The sequence below is a fragment of the Luteimonas arsenica genome (genome assembly GCF_004352825.1).
In the GTDB taxonomy this organism is placed as follows: domain Bacteria; phylum Pseudomonadota; class Gammaproteobacteria; order Xanthomonadales; family Xanthomonadaceae; genus Luteimonas; species Luteimonas arsenica.
Genome location: NZ_SJRW01000002.1, coordinates 668,396 through 687,176 on the forward strand (window position 1 = coordinate 668,396; position 18,781 = coordinate 687,176).

The 18,781-nt window shown below is 70.1% G+C and carries 21 protein-coding genes; all 21 read left to right on the plus strand.

Features of this window, described 5'->3' with window-relative positions; all coding sequences use genetic code 11:
* The first annotated feature begins 4 nt into the window (after positions 1-4).
* The 21 genes from aspS to pal all read left to right on the plus strand — a co-directional run bounded on the left by aspS (position 5) and on the right by pal (position 18,749).
* Complete coding sequence (gene aspS, locus E2170_RS10570; RefSeq protein ID WP_133000614.1) at positions 5-1,774, plus strand: aspartate--tRNA ligase; 1,770 nt, start codon at positions 5-7, stop codon at positions 1,772-1,774.
* Positions 1,775-1,853: 79 nt separating this feature from the next.
* A complete protein-coding gene (locus E2170_RS10575; protein WP_133000615.1) occupies positions 1,854-2,414 on the plus strand; it encodes a GNAT family N-acetyltransferase in 561 nt (186 codons plus the stop codon).
* Positions 2,404-3,063 carry an alpha/beta hydrolase gene (locus tag E2170_RS10580; RefSeq protein WP_133000616.1) on the plus strand — a complete coding sequence of 220 codons (660 nt, stop codon included), beginning with the start codon at positions 2,404-2,406 and terminating at the stop codon, positions 3,061-3,063. The genes E2170_RS10575 and E2170_RS10580 overlap by 11 nt, the downstream gene beginning before the upstream one ends.
* Positions 3,064-3,309: 246 nt before the next feature.
* Positions 3,310-4,041: a YebC/PmpR family DNA-binding transcriptional regulator gene (locus E2170_RS10585; RefSeq protein ID WP_133000617.1), complete on the plus strand. Its 732-nt coding sequence runs from the start codon at positions 3,310-3,312 to the stop codon at positions 4,039-4,041.
* A gap of 10 nt (positions 4,042-4,051) precedes the next feature.
* Positions 4,052-4,588: a crossover junction endodeoxyribonuclease RuvC gene (ruvC, locus tag E2170_RS10590; RefSeq protein ID WP_133000618.1), complete on the plus strand. Its 537-nt coding sequence runs from the start codon at positions 4,052-4,054 to the stop codon at positions 4,586-4,588.
* Positions 4,585-5,175, plus strand: a complete 591-nt coding sequence (gene ruvA / locus E2170_RS10595; protein WP_133000619.1) for a Holliday junction branch migration protein RuvA — start codon at positions 4,585-4,587, stop codon at positions 5,173-5,175. Before ruvC ends, ruvA begins: the two co-directional genes overlap by 4 nt.
* A gap of 23 nt (positions 5,176-5,198) precedes the next feature.
* The gene (locus tag E2170_RS10600; protein ID WP_133000620.1) at positions 5,199-7,142 is read left to right on the plus strand and encodes a potassium transporter Kup; all 1,944 of its coding nucleotides are present in this window, start codon (positions 5,199-5,201) and stop codon (positions 7,140-7,142) included.
* A 70-nt stretch (positions 7,143-7,212) separates the two neighbouring features.
* Positions 7,213-8,196, plus strand: a complete 984-nt coding sequence (locus E2170_RS10605; RefSeq protein ID WP_133000621.1) for an LLM class flavin-dependent oxidoreductase — start codon at positions 7,213-7,215, stop codon at positions 8,194-8,196.
* A 134-nt stretch (positions 8,197-8,330) separates the two neighbouring features.
* Entirely contained in the window at positions 8,331-8,489 is a 159-nt protein-coding gene (gene napE, locus E2170_RS10610) for a periplasmic nitrate reductase, NapE protein (RefSeq protein WP_133000622.1), read from the plus strand.
* Between the two features lie 15 nt (positions 8,490-8,504).
* Positions 8,505-9,023, plus strand: a complete 519-nt coding sequence (napF, locus tag E2170_RS10615) for a ferredoxin-type protein NapF (protein WP_243708147.1) — start codon at positions 8,505-8,507, stop codon at positions 9,021-9,023.
* A complete protein-coding gene (locus E2170_RS10620) occupies positions 9,016-9,288 on the plus strand; it encodes a chaperone NapD (RefSeq protein ID WP_165942220.1) in 273 nt (90 codons plus the stop codon). The genes napF and E2170_RS10620 overlap by 8 nt, the downstream gene beginning before the upstream one ends.
* The gene (gene napA / locus E2170_RS10625) at positions 9,285-11,783 is read left to right on the plus strand and encodes a periplasmic nitrate reductase subunit alpha (protein ID WP_133000624.1); all 2,499 of its coding nucleotides are present in this window, start codon (positions 9,285-9,287) and stop codon (positions 11,781-11,783) included. Before E2170_RS10620 ends, napA begins: the two co-directional genes overlap by 4 nt.
* Positions 11,784-11,805: 22 nt before the next feature.
* The gene (locus E2170_RS10630; RefSeq protein ID WP_243708148.1) at positions 11,806-12,315 is read left to right on the plus strand and encodes a nitrate reductase cytochrome c-type subunit; all 510 of its coding nucleotides are present in this window, start codon (positions 11,806-11,808) and stop codon (positions 12,313-12,315) included.
* Positions 12,312-12,950 carry a cytochrome c3 family protein gene (locus E2170_RS10635; protein WP_133000626.1) on the plus strand — a complete coding sequence of 213 codons (639 nt, stop codon included), beginning with the start codon at positions 12,312-12,314 and terminating at the stop codon, positions 12,948-12,950. Before E2170_RS10630 ends, E2170_RS10635 begins: the two co-directional genes overlap by 4 nt.
* Before the next feature lie 114 nt (positions 12,951-13,064).
* Complete coding sequence (gene ruvB / locus E2170_RS10640; RefSeq protein WP_133000627.1) at positions 13,065-14,099, plus strand: Holliday junction branch migration DNA helicase RuvB; 1,035 nt, start codon at positions 13,065-13,067, stop codon at positions 14,097-14,099.
* Positions 14,078-14,524, plus strand: coding sequence for a tol-pal system-associated acyl-CoA thioesterase (gene ybgC, locus E2170_RS10645; RefSeq protein ID WP_133000628.1), 447 nt, complete (start codon positions 14,078-14,080; stop codon positions 14,522-14,524). Before ruvB ends, ybgC begins: the two co-directional genes overlap by 22 nt.
* The gene (gene tolQ / locus E2170_RS10650) at positions 14,521-15,324 is read left to right on the plus strand and encodes a protein TolQ (RefSeq protein ID WP_133000629.1); all 804 of its coding nucleotides are present in this window, start codon (positions 14,521-14,523) and stop codon (positions 15,322-15,324) included. Before ybgC ends, tolQ begins: the two co-directional genes overlap by 4 nt.
* Positions 15,325-15,328: 4 nt before the next feature.
* Entirely contained in the window at positions 15,329-15,769 is a 441-nt protein-coding gene (gene tolR / locus E2170_RS10655) for a protein TolR (protein WP_133000630.1), read from the plus strand.
* Positions 15,769-16,719: a cell envelope integrity protein TolA gene (gene tolA / locus E2170_RS10660; protein ID WP_133000631.1), complete on the plus strand. Its 951-nt coding sequence runs from the start codon at positions 15,769-15,771 to the stop codon at positions 16,717-16,719. Before tolR ends, tolA begins: the two co-directional genes overlap by 1 nt.
* A 106-nt stretch (positions 16,720-16,825) precedes the next feature.
* On the plus strand, positions 16,826-18,169 hold the full coding sequence (gene tolB, locus E2170_RS10665; RefSeq protein WP_133000632.1) for a Tol-Pal system beta propeller repeat protein TolB: 1,344 nt from the start codon (positions 16,826-16,828) through the stop codon (positions 18,167-18,169).
* A gap of 70 nt (positions 18,170-18,239) precedes the next feature.
* Positions 18,240-18,749 carry a peptidoglycan-associated lipoprotein Pal gene (pal, locus tag E2170_RS10670; RefSeq protein ID WP_133000633.1) on the plus strand — a complete coding sequence of 170 codons (510 nt, stop codon included), beginning with the start codon at positions 18,240-18,242 and terminating at the stop codon, positions 18,747-18,749.
* Positions 18,750-18,781 lie beyond the last annotated feature (32 nt).

Sequence of the window (18,781 nt, forward strand, 5' to 3'; positions counted from 1 at the left end):
CCCCATGCGTACCCATTTCTGCGGCCTGATCGACGAGTCGATGGTCGGCCAGACTGTCACCCTCTGCGGCTGGGCCGACGTCGCCCGCGACCTCGGCGGCCTGTGCTTCATCGACCTGCGCGACCACGAGGGCATCGTCCAGGTGGTGGCCGAGCCGTCGGACGCCGAGGGCAACGCCGCTGTGGTCGCCACCGCGGCGAAGGTGGGCTACGAGGACTGCCTGCGCGTGACCGGCACCGTGCGTCGGCGCGAGTCGGTGAACCCGAAGATCCGCACCGGCCAGGTGGAAGTGGTCGCGACCGCGATCGAGGTGCTGAACAAGGCCGAGCCGCTGCCCTTCCACCACCACGAGAACCCGGGCGAGGACGTGCGGCTGAAGTACCGCTACCTCGACCTGCGCAGCCCGGAGATGCAGCGCCGGATGCGCACGCGCACGAAGCTGGTCGCGGCGCTGCGCCGCTGGCTGGACGCGCGCGACTTCCAGGACATCGAGACCCCGATCCTGACCAAGGCCACGCCCGAGGGCGCACGCGACTTCCTGGTGCCGGCGCGCATGCATCCGGGCGAGTTCTACGCGCTGCCGCAGAGCCCGCAGCTGTTCAAGCAGATCCTGATGATGGCCGGCTTCGACCGCTACTACCAGATCGCGCGCTGCTTCCGCGACGAGGCCCTGCGCGCCGACCGCCAGCTGGAATTCACCCAGCTCGACATGGAGTTCGCCTGGGTGGACGAGGCGATCGTGCAGGACACCGTCGAGCAGATGATCGGCGACGTGTTCCGCGAAGTGATGGGCGTCGAGCTCGGTGCCTTCCCGCGCATGACCTGGGCCGAGGCCATGCGCCGCTACGGCTCCGACAAGCCTGACCTGCGCATCGCGCTGGAGCTGGTGGACGTCGACGCGCAGGTGCGCGACTCGCAGTTCAAGGTGTTCACCGACGCCGCGGGCGTGGACGGCATGCGCGTGTGCGCGCTGCGCATCCCCGGCGGCGCGGCGCTGTCGCGCAAGCAGATCGACGAGTACGCCGCGCACGCCGCCAAGTACGGCGCCAAGGGCCTGGCCTACGCGAAGCTCGGCGAGGACGGCGCGGTGAACTCGCCGGTGGCGAAGTTCTTCGACGAGGCCGCGTTCGCCGCGCTGCTCCAGCACGTCGGTGCCGGCAAGGGCGACATCGTCTTCTTCGGCGCGGGCGCGTACAACACCGTCAGCGACTTCATGGGCGCGGTGCGCCTGAAGGCCGGCCGTGACTTCGGCCTGGTCGAGGACGGCTGGAAGCCGCTCTGGGTCACCGACTTCCCGATGTTCGAATTCGACGACGAAGCGCAGCGCTACGTCGCGCTCCACCATCCCTTCACCGCCCCGGCGGTGGACGACATCGACGACCTGCGCGCCAACGCCCGCACCGCCACCAGCCGCGGTTACGACATGGTGCTCAACGGCAACGAGATCGGCGGCGGTTCGATCCGCATCCACCGCCCGCAGATGCAGGCCGCGGTGTTCGAGCTGCTCGGCATCGGCGCGGACGAACAGCAGGCCAAGTTCGGCTTCCTGCTCGACGCGCTGAAGTATGGCGCGCCACCGCACGGCGGCATCGCCTTCGGCATCGACCGCATCGCCGCGCTGATGGCCGGCACCGAGTCGATCCGCGACGTCATCGCCTTCCCGAAGACCACCACCGCGCAGTGCCTGATGACCGGCGCGCCGTCCCCGATCGACGACGCGCAGCTGGCCGAGGTGCACGTGGCGGTGCGCCCGAAGGCCCCGGAAGGCCTGTAGCCGCGGCTGCCGCCGCGATCACCGGATCGCCGCGGCCCTGCACGGCATCCGGCCTGTCCGATCGGAGATGATGCGCGTCATGTCGCCCACCATCCGCCGCGCCACGCCCGAAGACGCCGGGACCCTGTCCCGGCTCTGCGCACGCACGTTCACCGAAACCTTCGGCCATCTCTACGATTCGGAAGACCTCCAGGCCTTCCTCGACGACGCCTACGCGGTCGAGAAGCAGCGCGTGATCCTCTCGCACCCCGGCTACGCGGTCTGGCTGCTGGAGGACGCGGGCGAAGCCGTGGGCCATGCCGCCGCCGGCCCCTGCGGCCTGCCGCACGCGGACGTCGCGCCGGGCGACGGCGAGCTCAAGCGCCTCTACCTCGTGGCCTCGCACCAGTCCGGCGGCTGGGGCGGCCGCCTGTTCGATACCGCGATGGCCTGGCTGGAGCGCGACGGCCCGCGCACCCTGTGGATCGGCGTGTGGTCGGAGAACTTCGGCGCCCAGCGCTTCTACGCCCGCCGCGGCTTCGAGCAGGTCGGCGAATACCTCTTCCCCGTCGGCCGGGCGCGCGACCGCGAGTTCATCCTGCGCCGCAGGCCGGGCGGCAAGGGCGACGCCGCCAGCGACCCCGGCAACCATGCCGCCTGAGGCCCCCGTCGCGGACGAACGCCGGACCGTGCCCGCCGCCCGCCACGTCCTCCTCCTCCACGGCCTGTGGATGCCGCCGCTGGCCATGCACCGCTTCGCGGTCCAACTGCGCGAAGCCGGCCATGCCACCGATGTCATCGGCTACCGCAGCATCGTCGGCAGCACCGAAGCCGGCGTTGCCCGCATCCGCGAGCGCCTGCGCGGCGGCCCCCCGACCCACGTCATCGGCCACAGCCTCGGCGGCCTGATGGCGCTCGAAGCCCTGCGCGCCGAGCCCACGCTTCCGGTGGCGCGCATGGTCTGCCTGGGCACCCCGCTCTGCGGCAGCGGCGTGGCGAAGGCGATGTCGCGCCGCGCCCTGACCGCCCTCTACCTCGGCCGCAGCGCGGCCCTGCTGCGCGCCGGCTGCATCGCGCTCCCCGAATACCTCGAAATCGGCATGATCGCTGGCAGCCGCCCGCGCGGCCTGGGCGCCCTGGTCGCCCGCTTCGACGGCGTCCACGACGGCACCGTCGCCCTCGATGAAACCCGTGTCCCCGGCCTCGCCGACCACATCCTCATCGACGCCTCGCACAGCGGCCTCCTGTTCTCCCCCGAAGCCGCCCGCCAGGCCATCGCCTTCCTCCGCCACGGCCACTTCGACCGCTGACTCCTCATGGTGGGGCATGGGCATGGTATGTCGTGGCCCCGCTTTTTCCAGCGGCCCGCGGGAAGGCGCTGCAAGGCGGGGTGGTGGGTACGCAGTGGGCATAAAGGCCCGCTGCAAGCGGGACAGCCCACGGAGTACCCACCACCCCGCCGTACCGCGCGTCGATGTCCCGCCAGCCCCTCCGGCCGCCCCATCGTCGGCAGGGTTAAAATCCCCTGTCGCCACCAGCACTGACAGGAACCACGCATGGGCAGAGGCCCCTCCATCGAGGCCCGCAAGAACGCCGAAGACGCGCGTCGCGGGAAGATCTTCACCAAGCTGATCCGCGAGATCTCGGTCGCCGCGCGCACCGGCGGTGGAGACCCCGGGGGCAACCCGCGCCTGCGCAGCGGCATCGACAAGGCCCTCCAGGCCAACATGACCAAGGACGTCATCGAACGCGCCATCAAGAAGGCCACCGGCGAACTCGAAGGCGTCGACTACGAAGAGATCCGCTACGAAGGCTACGCCCCCGGCGGCGTCGCCGTGATCGTCGACTGCCTCACCGACAACAAGGTGCGCACCGTGGCCGACGTCCGCCACGCCTTCGGCAAGTTCGGCGGCAACCTCGGCACCGACGGCTCGGTCGCCTTCATGTTCAGGAAGCAGGGCATCCTGCGCTACGACGCCGGCGCCGACGAGGACGCTGTCACCAACGCCGCCATCGAAGCCGGCGCCGAGGACATCGTGGTCTATCCCGAGGACGGCGCCATCGACGTCCTGACCGCCCCCGAGGACTTCGCCGCCGTGCGCGACGCCATGGCCGCCGCCGGCCTGCCCGCCGCCCACGCCGAAGTGACCCTGCGCGCCGACAACGACATCGCCGTGGAAGGCGAGACCGCCCAGCAGGTGGTCAAGCTGCTGCGCTGGCTGGAAGACCTCGACGACGTCCAGGACGTCTACTCCAACGCCGGACTCGGCGACGACGCATACGCGTAAGCTTGGCGATGTGACCAGGATCCTCGGCATCGACCCGGGCTCGCAGCGCACCGGCGTCGGCATCATCGACGTCGACGCCGCGGGCCGCGCCACCCACGTCTTCCACGCGCCGCTCGACCTGCTGGTCGGGGCCGCCGCCGCGCCGGGCGACCTGCCGCTGCGCCTGCGCCGCCTGGTCGACGGCCTGCGCGCGATCGTCGAGGAGCACCGCCCCGACGAGGTCGCGATCGAACAGGTCTTCGTGTCGAAGAACGCCAGCTCCGCGCTGAAGCTGGGCCAGGCCCGCGGTGCCGCGATCTGCGCGGTGGTCATGCACGACCTGCCCGTGCACGAGTACGGCGCGCGCCAGGTCAAGCTGGCCCTGGTCGGCAAGGGTGCCGCGGACAAGGTCCAGGTGCAGCACATGGTCGGCGCCATGCTCGGACTCTCCGGCCGGCTGCAGGCCGACGCCGCCGACGCCCTGGCCATCGCCATCACCCACGCCCACGTCCGCGCCAGCGCGCGGCGCCTGGGCATCGACGCAAGACTGGCCTGGAGCCGCAGATGATCGGACGCCTGAGGGGGGTGCTCGCGCACAAGTCGCCGCCGTGGCTGGTGGTGGACGTCAACGGCGTGGGCTACGAGCTGGAGGCGCCGATGAGCACCTTCTACGAGCTGCCGATGCTGGGCAGGGAAGTGTCGCTGTTCACGCACTACGCGCAGAAGGAGGACTCGGTGTCGCTGTACGGCTTCGCGTCCGAGGCCGAGCGCCGCCTGTTCCGCGACGTGCAGCGGGTCAGCGGCATCGGCGCGAAGATCGCGCTGGCGGTGCTGTCGGGCGCCAGCGTCGAGGAGTTCGCGCGTCTGGTGCAGGCCGGCGACGTGGCCGCGCTGACCCGGATCCCGGGCATCGGCAAGAAGACCGCCGAGCGCATCGTGGTCGAGCTGCGCGACCGCGCCGAGGCGATCATGGGCGGTGCCTCGGCGATGCCCGCCGCCGGCGCCCCCGCCGACCCGCTGTCGGAGGCGACCATCGCCCTGCAGCAGCTCGGCTACAAGCCGGCCGAGGCCCAGCGCATGGCCCGCGCGGCACAGGCCGAGGGCGACGCTGCCGAAACCATCATCCGCAAGGCGCTACAGTCCGCGCTCCGCTGAGCCGGCGTCCCCACGGAACCCCCATGTCCGCAGGCAATCCCAAGTCGAGCGCCGGGCCGCAGGCCGCGAGCGGCGCCGCCCATGGCCACGGCCACGGCCACGGCAAGGTCGGCCTGGCCGGCCTGGTGGTTGGCGCCGTTGGCGTGGTCTTCGGCGACATCGGCACCAGCCCGCTGTACACCCTGCGCATGGCCTTCAGCGGCAACTACGGCCTGGTCGCCGACCACGACACCGTGCTCGGCATCCTGTCGCTGATCTTCTGGGCGCTGACGGTGGTGGTGACCTTCAAGTACGTCACCATCATCATGCGCGCCGACAACGAGGGCGAAGGCGGCATCATGGCGCTGATGGCGCTGGCCCAGCGCAGCCTCAAACCCGGTTCGAAATCGGTCTACCTGGTGGGCCTGCTGGGCGTGTTCGGCGCCTCGCTGTTCTTCGGCGACGGCGTGATCACGCCGGCGATCTCGGTGCTCTCGGCGGTCGAGGGCCTGGAGGTGGTGGCGCCGCAGCTGCACGACTGGATCGTGCCGATCACGGTGCTGGTGCTGGGCGCGCTGTTCGCCACCCAGCGCTTCGGCACCGAGAAGGTGGGGCGGGTGTTCGGGCCGATCACCATCCTCTGGTTCCTGGTGCTGGCGGCGCTGGGCGTGCTCAACATCCTGCACGAGCCTGAAGTGCTGAAGGCGATCAACCCCTGGTGGGCGGCGCGCTTCTTCGTCGATCACAGCTGGGGCGGGGTCTTCATCCTCGGCGCGGTGGTGCTGGCGGTCACCGGCGGCGAGGCGATCTACACCGACATGGGCCACTTCGGCGCGCGCCCGATCCGCCTGGGCTGGTACTGGTTCGTGCTGCCCTCGCTGATGCTGAACTACCTGGGGCAGGGCGCGCTGGTGCTGGAAGACCCGGAGGCGATCCGCAACCCGTTCTTCATCGGCGTGCCGGAGTGGGGTCGCTGGCCGATGATCGTGCTCGCCACCGCGGCCACCGTGATCGCCTCGCAGGCGGTGATCACCGGCGGCTTCTCGGTCGCGCGCCAGGCGATGCAGCTGGGCTACATCCCGCGCATGCGCATCAAGCACACCTCCAGCGAGACCATTGGCCAGATCTACATCCCGGCGATCAACTGGTCGATGGCCGCGATCGTGATCCTGCTGGTGCTGAGCTTCCGGACCTCGTCGGCGCTGGCCACCGCCTACGGCGTGTCGGTGTCGCTGACGATGCTGATCGACACCCTGCTGCTGGCGATCGTGGCGCGCGCGCTGTGGCCCAAGGCGCGGCGCTGGGTGCTGCCGTGCTGCATCGGCTTCGTGGTGATCGACCTCGCCTTCGTGATCGCCAACGGCGCCAAGATCCCTCAGGGCGGCTGGTTCCCGCTGGTGCTGGGCATCGTGTTGTTCACGATGCTGCGCACCTGGCGGCGCGGCAAGCAGCTGCTGCGCGAGGGCGTGCAGGCCCAGGGCCTGCGCCTGGACACCTTCATCAACGGCCTGATGCTGGCGCCGCCGGTGCGGGTGCCGGGCACGGCGATCTTCATGACCAGCGATCCGGGCGTGGTGCCGCATGCCTTCATGCACAATCTCAAGCACAACAAGGTGCTGCACGAGCGCAACCTGTTCCTGACCGCGGAAACCCTCACCGTGCCCTATGCGCCGCGCGACCGGCGGATTGCGCTGAACGCGGTCGGCGACGGCTTCTACCGGGTGACGGTGCGCTTCGGCTTCATGGAGATCCCGGACGTGCCGCTGGCGCTGATGCGCGCCTGCGACCGCGAAGGCCTGGACATCGATCCCATGGACACCACGTACTTCGTCGGCCGCGAGACCGTGGTTGCCAGCCGCCGCGTCGGCATGCCGGTGTGGCGCGACAGGCTGTTCGCGCTGATGCACCGCAACGCGGCACCGGCCAACAACTTCTTCCGGATCCCCGGCAACCGCCTGGTGGAACTGGGCGCACAGGTGGAAATCTGAGTCCCGGGGCTGTCAAACCGCGGGCCGCGCCCCCATCCGGGTGGGGTCCCTCTGTCCACGAGCCGCCCCGATGATCCCGTACTCGTTGCTCGACCTGGCGCCTGTCTGCGAAGGCAGCACGCCCGCCCAGGCCTTCGCCCATTCGCTCGACCTCGCGCGCCATGCCGAAGCCCTGGGCTACCGCCGCTTCTGGCTGGCCGAGCACCACAACATGCCGGGCATCGCCAGCGCCGCGACGTCGGTGCTGATCGGCCACATCGCCGGCGGCACCTCGACCATCCGCGTCGGTGCCGGCGGGGTGATGCTGCCCAACCACGCGCCGCTGCAGGTGGCCGAGCAGTTCGGCACCCTGGCCTCGCTGCATCCCGACCGCATCGATCTCGGGCTTGGCCGCGCGCCGGGCACCGACCAGCCGACGACGAAGGCCTTGCGCCGCTACTACGCCGGCTCCGACGCGTTCCCTTCGGACGTGATGGAACTGCTGCGCTATTTCGAGCCGGTGGCGCCCGGCCAGCCGGTGCAGGCGGTGCCCGGTGCCGGCATCGAGGTGCCGGTGTGGATCCTGGGGTCGAGCCTGTTCGGCGCGCAGCTGGCGGCATCGCTCGGACTGCCCTATGCGTTTGCCTCGCACTTCGCGCCGGCCGCAATGAGCGAGGCGCTGGCGCTGTACCACCGCGACTTCAGGCCGTCGAAGCGCCTGCGCGCGCCATGCGCGATGCTGGCGCTCAACGTGGTCGCCGCCGACACGCGCGGCGAGGCGCAGCGCCTGTTCACCACGCAGCAGCAGAGTTTCGTGCGACTGCGCCGCGGTGCCCCGGGGCTGATCCCGCCGCCGATCGACGACATCGAGGCGTTCTGGACGCCGCAGGAGAAGGCGATGGTCGAACAGTCGCTGGCCTGCTCAGTGGTCGGCGACGCGGACGACGTGCGCGAGGGGATCGCGGACTTTGTCGCGCGCCATCGGCCGGACGAGCTGATGCTGACGGCCAACATCTTCGACCACGCCGCGCGCAAGCGCTCCTTCGCGCTTGCGGCGGAGGCGTTCCAGGCATGAATCCCGATCCCCGTTATTGATCCAGGTCAATCGCGACGGCGTTCGTCGAACAATCGCGATTCGCGCTTGGCGCGGACCCCGCGTCGGGGTTAGGCTGGCCCCAGCAAGCCGAACCCTGCCGGGAGCGAAGTGCCTTGGAAACGAAGGCCGGCCAGCCAACGAAACGACGGGAGTTGCTCCTGTTCCTCTTCATCACCGTGGTGCTGTTCCCGGTGCTGTCGGTGATGATCGTGGGCGGCTACGGCTTCGCGGTCTGGATCTGGCAGATGTTCAACGGTCCACCGACCGCCTGAGGCCGGGGACGCGACGTGGCCACGGTCATCAACACTTCCCTCGATCGCAGCCGCCGGGCGCTGCTGCGCGGCCGGGTGCGCGCGAGGCCGTTGCTGCGCCCGCCCTGGGCGCTGGACGAAGCCCGCTTCGTGGACGCCTGCACCGGCTGCGGCGACTGCATAGCCGCCTGCCCGGAACGGGTGCTGGCGGTGGGCGAGGGCGCGCTGCCGGAATTCGATCCCTCGCTGGGCGAATGCAGCTTCTGCGGTGACTGTGCCCGCGCCTGCGGCGAGCCCGCCTTCGGCCTGTTGGCCGATGCCCCGTGGACGCTGCGCGCGGAGGTCGGCGATACCTGCCTCACCCGCAAGGGCGTGGTGTGTTCGAGCTGCCGTGATGCCTGCGGTGAGTCCGCGATCACGTTCCCCGTCACCAGCGCCGTGCCTTCGCCGCACGTGGACGCCGGGCGCTGCACCGGCTGCGGTGCCTGCGTCGGTGCCTGCCCGGCGGCGGCGATCGGCCTGCATGCATCCGTCGAGGAGGCCGTCGATGCCTGAGACCGCGCGCGAATGGCACGTCGCCAGCCTGGTGGTGCGCCACCAGCGCGAGGCCATCCCAGCGCTCGCCGCCGCGGTGGCGGGCGCGGACGGCCTCGAACTCGCCCTGCAGGAGGAACACTGCAGCGTGTTGCTGCAGGAAAGCGACGGCACCCGCGGACTGATGGCCAGCATCGACCTGCTGCAGGCGCTGCCGGGGGTCATCACCGTCAACCTCGTCTACCACCACGTCGAGCGGCCCGAGCCAGAGGAGTGCCAGGGATGAGTACCACCCGCCGTGAATTCATCCGCAACAGCGCCATCGCCAGCGCCGCGGTCGCCGCCGGCCTGCCGGTGCCCGGCCACGTCGCCGACGCGGTGGTCGAGGGCGACCAGCAGCTCAAGTGGAGCAAGGCGCCCTGCCGCTACTGCGGGACCGGCTGCGGCATCAACGTGGCGGTGCGCGGCGGGCGCGTGGTCGCCACCCACGGCGACGTGCACGCCGAGGTCAACCGCGGGCTGAACTGCGTCAAGGGCTACTTCCTGTCGAAGGTGATGTACGGCGCCGACCGCCTGACCACGCCGCTGCTGCGCAAGAAGAACGGCGCCTACGACAAGGAAGGCGACTTCACGCCGGTCAGCTGGGACGAGGCCTTCGACGTGATGGAGGAGAAGTTCCGCGCCGTGCTCAAGGCCAAGGGCGGCGACGGCATCGGCATGTTCGGCTCCGGCCAGTGGACGGTGTGGGAGGGCTACGCCGCCAACAAGCTGATGAAGGCGGGGTTCCGCAGCAACCACATCGACCCCAACGCGCGCCACTGCATGGCGTCCGCGGTCACCGGCTTCATGCGCACCTTCGGCATGGACGAGCCGATGGGCTGCTACGACGACATCGAGGCCGCAGACGCCTTCGTGCTCTGGGGCTCGAACATGGCCGAGATGCACCCGATCCTGTGGACCCGGGTCACCGACCGCCGGCTGTCGAACCCGCACGTCAAGGTGGCGGTGCTGTCGACCTTCGAGCACCGCAGCTTCGACCTGGCCGACATCCCGATGGTGTTCAAGCCGCAGACGGACCTGGTGATCCTGAACTACATCGCCAACCACATCATCAGGTCGGGCAAGGTCAACCGCGACTTCGTCGACAAACACACCACCTTCAAGCGCGGCAACGACGACATCGGCTACGGCCTGCGCCCGGAGCACCCGCTGCAGGTGGCGGCGAAGAACGCCGGCGATCCCAACGGCGGCACGGCCATCGACTTCGACGAGTTCGCGCGCTTCGTGGCGCCGTACACGCTGGAGAGGGCAGTGGAGATGACCGGTGTCGAGCGCGGCTGGCTGGAGAAGCTGGCCGAGCTCTACGCCAACCCGGACGTCAAGGTGATGTCGTTCTGGACCATGGGATTCAACCAGCACACGCGCGGCACCTGGGCCAACAACATGGTCTACAACATCCATCTGCTGACCGGGAAGATCGCGACCCCGGGCAACAGCCCGTTCTCGCTGACCGGACAGCCTTCGGCCTGCGGCACCGCGCGCGAGGTCGGCACCTTCAGCCACCGCCTGCCGGCGGACATGGTGGTGACCAATCCCGAGCACCGGAAGCACGCCGAGGAGATCTGGAGGATCCCGCACGGGATCATCAGGGAGGAGATCGGTTACCACGCGGTCGAGCAGAACCGCGCGCTGAAGGACGGCAAGCTCAACGCCTACTGGGTGCAGGTCAACAACAACATGCAGGCCGGCGCCAACATCCTCGAGGAGGGCTGGCCGGGCTACCGCAACCCGGACAACTTCATCGTGGTGTCCGACGCCTATCCCACCGTGACCTGCCAGGCCGCCGACCTCGTGCTGCCTTCGGCGATGTGGGTGGAGAAGGAGGGCGCCTACGGCAACGCCGAACGCCGCACGCACTTCTGGCACCAGCTGGTGGACGCACCCGGCGAGGCCCGCTCCGACCTGTGGCAGCTGATGGAGTTTTCCAAGCGCTTCACCACCGACGAGTGCTGGCCGGAGGACATCCTGGCGGCCAACCCGGAGTTCCGCGGCAAGACGCTCTTCGACGTGCTGTACCGCAACGGCAAGGTCGACGCCTTCGGCGTGGAAGAGATCGAGGAGGGCTATGCCAACCGCGAGGCCGAGGCCTTCGGCTTCTATCCGCAGAAGGGCCTGTTCGAGGAGTACGCCGAGTTCGGCCGCGGCCATGCCCACGATCTCGCGCCCTTCGATCGCTACCACCAGGAGCGCGGCCTGCGCTGGCCGGTGGTGGACGGCAAGGAGACGCGCTGGCGCTACCGCGAGGGCGAGGATCCCTACGTCAAGCCGGGCACCGGCTTCGAGTTCTACGGCAACCCGGACGGCAAGGCGGTGATCTGGGCGCTGCCCTACGAGCCGCCCGCCGAATCGCCGGACGGCGAGTACGACCTGTGGCTGGTCACCGGCCGCGTGCTGGAGCACTGGCATTCGGGCTCCATGACGATGCGCGTGCCCGAGCTGTACCGCGCGGTGCCCTCGGCGGTGGTGTTCATGCATCCCGACGACGCGCGCGCGCGCGGGCTCAAGCGCGGCGACGAGGTCGAGGTGTCCTCGCGCCGCGGCGCCATGCGCACGCGGGTGGAGACGCGCGGACGCAACCGGGTCCCGCGCGGGGTGATCTTCGTGCCCTGGTTCGACGCGGCCCAGCTGATCAACAAGGTCACCCTGGACGCGACCTGCCCGATCTCCAAGCAGACCGATTTCAAGAAATGCGCGGCCAGGGTCGCCGCGGTGGGAGCCTGACATGCACCGGATCCCGATAACCGTGTCCCTGCTGCTGGCGGCCGCCGCGCTGGCGCTGTCGCTCGCCGCCTGCGGTGAGCGTGCCCCCGAGCCGGAGATCAAGCCGCCGGCCCCGCCGATCAGCGCCCGCGGCAATCCCGCGCGTGAGCTCGACGGCATGCGCCGGCACGTGCCGGTCGATGTCGAGATCACGCCGCTGCCGATGGCGCGGGTCGAGAACTTCGACCGCACCCGCGAGCGCGCCTACCCGATGCAGCCGCCAACCATCCCGCATTCGATCGACGGCTACCAGGTCGACCTGAACTCCAACCGGTGCATGCTCTGCCACGCGCGCAGCGCTGCGGCCTCGTTCCAGGCCCCGCCGGTCAGCGTCACCCACTACATGGACCGCGACGACCAGTTCCTGGCCGAGGTCTCGCCGCGGCGCTATTTCTGCGTGCAGTGCCACGTGGTGCAGACCGACGCCCAGCCGCTGGTGGCAAACGGCTTCATGGACATCGACGCGGTGCTGCGCTCGGAGCGCCCGCAATGAAGCCGGTCCGGCGCGCCTGGGAGGTGCTGGCCGGCTTCTGGGGGCAGGTCAGCCGGCCGGCGAGGCACCTGAGCCTCGGCTTCCTGACGCTGGGCGGCTTCATCGCCGGGATCGTGTTCTGGGGCGGCTTCAACACCGCGCTGGAGGCGACCAATACCGAGACCTTCTGCGTCAGCTGCCATGAAATGCAGGACAACGTCTTCGAGGAGCTGAAGGCCACCATCCACTACACCAACCGCTCGGGCGTGCGCGCGACCTGCCCGGACTGCCACGTGCCGCACGACTGGACCGACAAGATGGGTCGCAAGATGCAGGCCTCGAAGGAGGTCTGGGGCAAGATCTTCCGTACCATCGATACCCGCGAGAAGTTCCTCGACAAGCGTCTGGAACTGGCGCAGCACGAATGGGCACGGCTGAAGGCCAACGATTCTCTGGAGTGCCGCAACTGCCACGACTACGACTCGATGGACCTGACCCGCCAGGCCAGCCGTTCGGCCTTCATCCACCGCAACTACCTGGCGACCGGGCAGGCCACCTGCATCGACTGCCACAAGGGCATCGCCCACAAGCTGCCAGACATGACCGGCGTGCCCCAGGGCCTGCAGGCCGCGAGCTCCCTGCCATCCCCCCACTGAACAGGGTTCTTCCCCCCGCCCACGGGGGAAAATGCCCGAAGGGCGGGTGGGGGCGAGGCTTGCGGGGGTGGAGGCGGTCTGGCGGGATCGCTGCGGGCTTGCGACCATAGGGTGATGGACGAAGACCGCATCATCGCCGCCGCGGCGACCCGCGAGGACGCCGCCATCGAGGCCTCGATCCGGCCGCAGCGGCTGGCCGACTACCTCGGCCAGCAGCCGGTGCGCGAGCAGCTCGGGATCTACATCGAGGCGGCGAAGCAGCGCGGCGAGGCCCTGGACCACGTCCTGATCTTCGGCCCACCCGGCCTGGGCAAGACCACGCTCAGCCACGTCATCGCCAACGAGCTGGGGGTCAACCTGCGGGTGACCTCCGGCCCGGTGATCGAGAAGGCCGGCGACCTGGCCGCGCTGCTGACCAACCTGCAGCCGCACGACGTGCTGTTCATCGACGAGATCCACCGCCTCTCGCCCGTGGTCGAGGAGGTGCTGTACCCGGCGATGGAGGACTTCCAGATCGACATCATGATCGGCGAGGGCCCGGCCGCGCGCTCGATCAAGCTCGACCTGCCGCCCTTCACCCTGGTCGGCGCCACCACGCGCGCGGGCCTGTTGACCGCGCCGCTGCGCGACCGCTTCGGCATCGTCCAGCGGCTGGAGTTCTACAGCGCCGCCGAACTGACCCGGATCGTGCGGCGTTCGGCGCAGATCCTCGGCATCGACTGCGTGCCCGAGGGCGCCGACGAGATCGCGCGACGCTCGCGCGGGACCCCGCGCATCGCCAACCGCCTGCTGCGCCGGGTGCGCGACTACGCCCAGGTCCGCGCCGGCGGCCGCATCGACCACGAGGTGGCCGGCGCGGCCATGCAGATGCTGAAGGTCGACCCGGAGGGCTTCGACGACCTCGACCGCCGGCTGCTGAACCTGATCATCGAGAACTTCGACGGCGGCCCGGTGGGCGTGGAATCGCTGGCCGCGGCGCTTAGCGAGGAGCGCGGTACGCTGGAGGACGTGATTGAGCCGTACCTGATCCAGCAAGGCTTCCTGGTGCGCACCGCGCGCGGTCGCATGGCCACGCAGAAAGCCTGGCGCCACCTGGGCCTGCAGCCCCGCGGGGCTGCGGCGGAGGGATTGTTTTGCGCGCCGCCGTAGTGCCTCTGTTCAGCCTGCCGACAAGGGTCTACTGGGAAGATACCGACGCTGGTGGCGTGGTCTACCACGCCCGGTACGTGGCCTTCCTGGAACGCGCGCGCAGCGAATGGATGCGCAGCGTCGGGCACGGGCAGCAGGCCCTGATCGATGGCCTGGACCTGGTGTTCGCGGTGCGTGACATGCACCTGGACTTCCACAGGCCGGCGCGCCTGGATGACGCGCTGGAGGTCACCGTGGCCCTGGCGCGGGTGCGCCGGGCCAGCGTGGAATTCGCGCAGCAGGTGCTGCGCGGCGGCGACGTGCTGGTGTCGGCGCGGGTGCGGGTCGCGGCGCTGGACGCCGGCGGCTTCCGGCCCCGGGCCATCCCCGACGCGCTGTACGGACAACTCAAACCCCTCGAATCAAACGCGGAGCAAGATCGATGAGTGCAACGGCCCTCCTGATGCAGGTGAGCACCGTGGAACCCCTGCCCGAGGACGCGCCGGCGGATACGGTCGCGCTGGCCGCGGACGCCGCCGGCCAGGCCGCGGGCGCGCCGGTGACCGGCGGCGAACTCGATCTGATCCAGCTGGTGCTGCACGCCTCGATCCCGGTGCAGCTGGTGATGCTGCTCCTGCTGCTGGCCTCGATCGCCTCGTGGGTCATCATCTTCCGCAAGAAGCGCATGCTCGACCGCGCAGAGAAGGAGGCCGACCGCTTCGAGGAGCGCTTCTGGTCGGGCGCCGACCTCGGCAAGCTCTACAGCGCCGCCAGCGAGCGTAACCGCGAGGTGGAAGGCCTGGAAGCGATCTTCGAGGCCGGCTTCCGCGAATACAGCCGCAGTGGCCAGCGCCGCGGCGGCGACAGCCGGGCCAAGCTCGAGGGCGCCCAGCGCGGAATGCGCGTGGCCAGCTCGCGCGAGCTCGACGGCCTGGAGCACAACCTCGAGTTCCTCGCCAACGTCGGCTCGATCGCGCCCTACGTCGGCCTGCTGGGCACGGTGTGGGGCATCATGATCGCCTTCCACGGCCTGGCCAACGTCAAGGAAGCAACCATCGCCAGCGTCGCGCCCGGCATCTCCGAAGCGCTGATCGCGACCGCCATGGGCCTGTTCGCGGCGATCCCGGCGGTCTGGGCCTACAACCGCTTCGCCACCAAGGTCGAGCGCGTGGCCGGCCGCTACGACGCCTTCTCCGAGGAGTTCTCCTCGATCCTGGAGCGCCAGTCCTCGGCCGGCGAGGCCTGATCCCATGAGCGTCCGTGCCCGCCGCGGCAAGCGCCGCAAGCTCAAGAACGAAATCAACGTCGTGCCCTACATCGACGTGATGCTGGTGCTGCTGATCATCTTCATGGTCACCGCGCCGCTGATGAACCTGGGCGTGGACGTGCAGCTGCCCGAGTCCAACGCCAAGTCGATCACCGAGCAGAAGGATCCGGTGGTGGTCAGCGTCGATTCCAGCGGGAACTACTTCCTCGCGATCGAGGCCGGCAACAACGAGGCCGTGGACGAGGAAACGCTGGCTGCCCGGGTCCGTGCGCTGGTGGCCAACAACTCCGACGTCGCGGTGTATGTCGCCGCTGATGGCGCGGGCGCCTACCAGAACGTGATGGACGCGATGGTGCTGTTGCAGCGTGCCGGCGTCGAGCGCGTGGGCCTGATGAGCAACCCCAGGCAGGACGGCGCTCCCTGATGCGAGAGCAACGCGCCGATACCGTGCGCGCGGTGGTGCTGGCGGTGCTGCTCCACGTGGCGCTGCTGGCACTGATGTTCGCCGGCCTGTGGTGGTCGCGGACCTCGGCGCCGCCCTCGGCCGCGGGCTCCCCGATCAGCGCCGAGCTGATCGATGCCAGCGACCTGTCGGCGGCGATGCAGCGCACGCTGCAGAGACGCCCGGAGCCGATCCCGCCCACGCCCGAACCGGTGCCCGAGCCAGATCCGGTCGTGGTCGAGGACGCGGTGCCCGAGCCGCAACCGATCCCGGTGCCGCTGCCCGAGGATGCCCCGGTCGAGCCGCAGCCCACGCCCCAGGTGCAGGTACCCGAGCCTTCGCCGGTGGACCAGGACGAGGTGCGCCGCGAGGCCATCGCGCGCGAGACCGCCGAGCGCGAGCAGGAGGAGAGGCGCCGCCAGGAGCAGATCGACCTCACCGAACGCAAGCGGCAGGAGGAGGCCGAGCAGAAGCGCCGCCTGGCCGAGCAGAAGCTGGCCGAGCTGCGCCGCGCACAGGAGCAGGCGCGCCGCGAGGCGCAGGAGGCCGAGCGCCGCCTTGAACGCATCGCTCAGAGCCGGGCGCAGGAGGCCTCCGACCAGGCCGCGTCGGCGGGCACGCCGCCGCCGGGCAACGAAGGCGTCGATCCCGGACTGAGCGCGCGCTACGCGGCCGCGATCCAGGAGGCGATCCTGCGCAACTGGACGCGCCCGGAGAACGTGCCGCTGGGACAGCGCTGCCGGATCAACATCACCCAGGTCCGCGGCGGTACGGTGGTCAGGGCCGAGGTCGCGCCGTCGTGTCCCTTCGACGAACTGGGCCGGCGCTCGGTGGAAGCCGCGGTGCTCAAGGCCCAACCGCTGCCCTATGCGGGCTTCGAAGCCGTATTCAATCGCAACCTGAACCTGAACTTCGAGGCCCAGGACCGCTGAGGCCGGCAGGCCTTCCCGCTCCGCGGGCCGCAGGCATCCGTTCATCCTTGTGAGCGCCTTCACGGCCATCCTGTCACCCTTCCCACCCCGTCCCCGGAGTCCCGGTATGACCCGATTCCAACGTCGGCTGGCCCTGACCACGCGTGCGTGGCTGGTCGCCTGCCTCGCACTCCTCCTGCCGTTCGCCGCCAGCGCGCAGCAGGGCGGCCTCGAGATCGACATCGTCGGTGGCAACGCCCAGGCGCTGCCGATCGCGGTGGTGCCCATGCCCTACCAGGGCAGCGGCGCGGCCCCGGACACCGACGTCGCCCGCGTGGTGCGCGAGGATCTGGCCCGCTCCGGCCAGTTCCGCGGCCTGCCCGAGCAGGACATGATCGAGCGGCCCACCCGCGGCGGCGAGGTCAACTACGCCACCTGGCGCACCCTCCGGCAGGACTTCCTGGTGGTCGGCCGCGTGGTCGACGCCGGCGGCGGCGCCTATCGGGTGGAGTACGAGCTGTTCGACGTGGCCAAGCAGGAGCGCCTGCTCGGGATCGCGATGACCGGGCGCGCCAACGCCATGCGCGACGTCGGCCACCAGATCGCCGACGCGATCTACGAGAAGATCCTTGGCGTGCGCGGCGCGTTCTGGACCCGCGTCGCCTACGTGACCTCGACCGGCACCGGCGACGGCACCCGCTATGCGCTGATGGTCGCCGACGCCGACGGCCACAACCCGCAGGTGGTGGTGCGCTCGACCGAGCCGCTGATGTCGCCCGACTGGAGCCCGGACGGCCGCAAGCTGGCCTACGTCTCCTTCGAGCACAACAACAATTCCGCGATCTACATCCAGGATCTGGGCACCGGCGCCCGCGAGCGGGTGGCCAGCTTCCGCGGCATCAACAGCTCGCCGGCGTTCTCGCCCGACGGCAACCGCCTGGCCCTGACCCTGTCGCGCAACGGCAGCCCCGAGATCTACGTAATGGACCTCGGTAGCAAGGCGCTGACCCAGCTGACCAGCCAGATGGGCATCGACACCGAGCCGGTGTGGAGCGCCGACGGCCGCAGCATCTACTTCACCTCCGACCGCGGCGGTCGGCCGCAGGTCTACCAGGTCCCGGCCACTGGCGGGAGCGCCACCCGCGTGACCTTCCAGGGCAACTACAACGCAAGCCCCACCGTGTCCTTCGACGACACGAAGATCGCCGTGGCGCAGGGTTCAGGAAACGTATACCGTATTGCACTGCTGGATCGCAGCCTGGGGACGCCGCGCTGGTCCACGTTGTCGCCGGGGTCGCTCGACGAATCGCCGAGCTTCGCTCCGAACGCCAGCATGGTCCTGTATGCGGGCAGGGAAGGAAGCAGGGGAGTCCTGTATGCCGTCTCTGCCGACGGGCGGGTGCGCCAGCGGCTGGTACTCGCTGACGGCAACGTCCGTGAGCCGGCGTGGGGGCCCTACCGCGAACGATGATGACGCCGCGTGCACGGCCGATACAGCAATGTGAATTCACTGTGCCATACCCTGCAGAAGGATCGACGAGATGAACACCCCAACCCGCGTACTGCTCACGGCCCTGCTCTGCACGGCCGCCGTTGCCTGCTCCAAGAAGGTGAAGGAAGAGGCCCCGCCTGCCACCCCGACCACCCCGACCACCACCCAGCCGGCCACCACCCCGGGCGCCTACGGCCCCGAGGACCTGGACACCGACGCCTGCCTGCGCCAGCGCACGGTCTACTTCGACCTCGACCAGGACGCGCTGCGTCCGGAGTTCCAGGCCGCGATGGCCTGCCACGCCAAGTACCTGCGTGACCGTCCGTCGGCCCGCATCACCCTGGAAGGCCACGCCGACGAGCGCGGCAGCCGCGACTACAACCTGGGCCTCGGCGAGCGCCGCGGCAACGCGGTGTCGTCCGCGCTGCAGGCCAACGGTGGTTCGGCCGGCCAGCAGACGGTGACCAGCTACGGCGAAGAGCGCCCGACCTGCACCGCCTCGAACGAGGATTGCTGGGCGAAGAACCGCCGCGTCGAGATCACCTACACCGCCCGCTGATCGGCGGCGCGAACGCGGCACGTCGGCAGCTG

Bases quoted from the DNA above. Each gene is read 5' to 3' on its own strand.
- aspS (WP_133000614.1), top strand. From the start codon at position 5: ATGCGTACCCATTTCTGCGGCCTGATCGACGAGTCGATGGTCGGCCAG.
- E2170_RS10575 (WP_133000615.1), top strand. From the start codon at position 1,854: ATGTCGCCCACCATCCGCCGCGCCACGCCCGAAGACGCCGGGACCCTG.
- E2170_RS10580 (WP_133000616.1), top strand. From the start codon at position 2,404: ATGCCGCCTGAGGCCCCCGTCGCGGACGAACGCCGGACCGTGCCCGCC.
- E2170_RS10585 (WP_133000617.1), top strand. From the start codon at position 3,310: ATGGGCAGAGGCCCCTCCATCGAGGCCCGCAAGAACGCCGAAGACGCG.
- ruvA (WP_133000619.1), top strand. From the start codon at position 4,585: ATGATCGGACGCCTGAGGGGGGTGCTCGCGCACAAGTCGCCGCCGTGG.
- E2170_RS10600 (WP_133000620.1), top strand. From the start codon at position 5,199: ATGTCCGCAGGCAATCCCAAGTCGAGCGCCGGGCCGCAGGCCGCGAGC.
- E2170_RS10605 (WP_133000621.1), top strand. From the start codon at position 7,213: ATGATCCCGTACTCGTTGCTCGACCTGGCGCCTGTCTGCGAAGGCAGC.
- E2170_RS10620 (WP_165942220.1), top strand. From the start codon at position 9,016: ATGCCTGAGACCGCGCGCGAATGGCACGTCGCCAGCCTGGTGGTGCGC.
- napA (WP_133000624.1), top strand. From the start codon at position 9,285: ATGAGTACCACCCGCCGTGAATTCATCCGCAACAGCGCCATCGCCAGC.
- E2170_RS10635 (WP_133000626.1), top strand. From the start codon at position 12,312: ATGAAGCCGGTCCGGCGCGCCTGGGAGGTGCTGGCCGGCTTCTGGGGG.
- ruvB (WP_133000627.1), top strand. From the start codon at position 13,065: ATGGACGAAGACCGCATCATCGCCGCCGCGGCGACCCGCGAGGACGCC.
- tolQ (WP_133000629.1), top strand. From the start codon at position 14,521: ATGAGTGCAACGGCCCTCCTGATGCAGGTGAGCACCGTGGAACCCCTG.
- tolR (WP_133000630.1), top strand. From the start codon at position 15,329: ATGAGCGTCCGTGCCCGCCGCGGCAAGCGCCGCAAGCTCAAGAACGAA.
- tolA (WP_133000631.1), top strand. From the start codon at position 15,769: ATGCGAGAGCAACGCGCCGATACCGTGCGCGCGGTGGTGCTGGCGGTG.
- tolB (WP_133000632.1), top strand. From the start codon at position 16,826: ATGACCCGATTCCAACGTCGGCTGGCCCTGACCACGCGTGCGTGGCTG.
- pal (WP_133000633.1), top strand. From the start codon at position 18,240: ATGAACACCCCAACCCGCGTACTGCTCACGGCCCTGCTCTGCACGGCC.